Source organism: Leisingera sp. F5, from assembly GCF_001593695.1.
In genome coordinates this window covers 1-1,774 of sequence record NZ_LUKH01000728.1, presented here as the reverse complement: position 1 = coordinate 1,774, position 1,774 = coordinate 1, and the positions used below count along the sequence as shown (strand labels likewise).

Genomic DNA, 1,774 nt, shown 5'->3' with positions numbered 1-1,774 from the left:
CGGGTGCGGAAGCTGTGCCGATGTCATCAGCGCTTTCGCCGTCTTCCAGCAGCACCGCAATCGGCGTGTTGACCTTCACGCCTTCAGAGCCTTCGGGCACCAGGATCTTGCCGACGACGCCTTCGTCCACGGCTTCGAATTCCATGGTGGCCTTGTCGGTTTCGATCTCGGCCAGCAGGTCGCCGGAGGAGACAGTGTCGCCTTCCTTGACCAGCCATTTGGCAAGGGTGCCTTCCTCCATGGTGGGGGACAGCGCGGGCATCAGGATTTCAGTGGGCATCTTGAGGCTCCTTACCGGTAGGTCACTTGCTTCACGGCTGCGACCACCTCATCCGTGGTGATCAGCGCGTGGCGTTCGAGATTGGCTGCATAGGGCATGGGCACGTCCTTGCCGGTGCAGGTGATGATCGGCGCATCGAGGTAATCGAAGGCCTGTTGCATCACTTCCGAGGCGATGTAGCTGCCGACCGAACCCTGCGGCCAGCCTTCCTCGACCGTGACCAGACGGTTTGTCTTCTGCACGGATGCGATCACCGTGGGCAGGTCCATAGGGCGGATGGTGCGCAGGTCGATGACCTCGGCTGAGATGCCGTCTTCTGCAAGTTTATCAGCCGCTTCCAGCGCATAAGTCATGCCGATGCCAAAGGAAACGATGGTCGCGTCGGTGCCTTCCCGCCAGATCCGGGCCTTGCCGAAGGGCACAGTGTAATCGTCCAGCTTGGGCACGTCGAAGGCGCGGCCATAAAGGATCTCGTTCTCAAGGAAGATCACCGGGTTGTTGTCGCGGATCGCGGTTTTCATCAGACCCTTGGCGTCAGATGCCGAGTAGGGCATCACAACTTTCAGGCCCGGGATCTGCATGTACCAGGCGGCATAGTCCTGGGAGTGCTGGGCGCCGACGCGGGCGGCAGCACCATTGGGGCCGCGGAACACCATCGGGGCGCCCATCTGGCCGCCGGACATATAAAGCGTCTTGGCCGCCGAGTTGATGATGTGATCAATCGCCTGCATGGCGAAGTTGAAGGTCATGAACTCGACAATCGGGCGCAGGCCTCCGAAGGCCGCACCGGTGGCGATGCCGGCAAAACCGTGTTCGGTGATCGGCGTGTCGATCACCCGCTTGGCGCCGAATTCATCCAACAGACCCTGGGAGATCTTGTAGGCGCCCTGATATTCGGCGACTTCCTCGCCCATCAGGAACACGTCTTCGTCGCGGCGCATTTCCTCGGCCATGGCGTCGCGCAGGGCTTCGCGGACCGTGGTCTGCACCATTTCGGTGCCTTCCGGGTAGTCCGGTTCCAGGGTCACGGATGCGACCGGCGCAGGCGCGGCAGCAGCGGCGGGGGCTGCGGGCGCCGAAGGTGCCTCGGCCGCCGGCGCTTCGCTGGCTGCGGCAGGTGCTGCGGAGGCGTTATAGGTTTCGCCGTCTTCGACCAGCACGGCGATGGGTGTGTTCACCTTCACGCCTTCGGTGCCTTCACCGATCAGGATCTTGCCGACGATGCCTTCGTCGACGGCTTCGAACTCCATCGTCGCCTTATCGGTTTCGATCTCGGCCATAATGTCGCCGGAGTTCACGGTATCGCCTTCCTTGACCAGCCATTTGGCCAGGGTGCCTTCTTCCATGGTCGGCGACAGGGCGGGCATAAGAATTTCGGTTGCCATATCAGTTGCTCTCCGCAGGAGTGATCATTCCGACGATGTTGCCTTGACCGTCCTCGACATAGGCGCAGCGCCCAATGCCGGGGTAATCCTGAGGCGGCAGGGCCTCGGC

2 protein-coding genes are annotated in these 1,774 nt (G+C 62.1%); both read right to left on the bottom strand.

Annotated features, from left to right (window positions below):
- Positions 1 to 280: biotin/lipoyl-containing protein (locus A2I95_RS35310; protein WP_291737227.1), on the bottom strand; the 280-nt coding region annotated here is incomplete at its 3' end.
- An 11-nt stretch (positions 281 to 291) separates the two neighbouring features.
- Positions 292 to 1,665, bottom strand: coding sequence for a pyruvate dehydrogenase complex E1 component subunit beta (locus tag A2I95_RS35305; protein WP_291737226.1), 1,374 nt, complete (start codon positions 1,663 to 1,665; stop codon positions 292 to 294).
- Positions 1,666 to 1,774: the final 109 nt, after the last annotated feature.

What these genes read in the sequence shown, in the direction of transcription:
- A2I95_RS35305 (WP_291737226.1), bottom strand. Translation starts at nt 1,665, where the DNA reads ATGGCAACCGAAATTCTTATGCCCGCCCTGTCGCCGACCATGGAAGAA.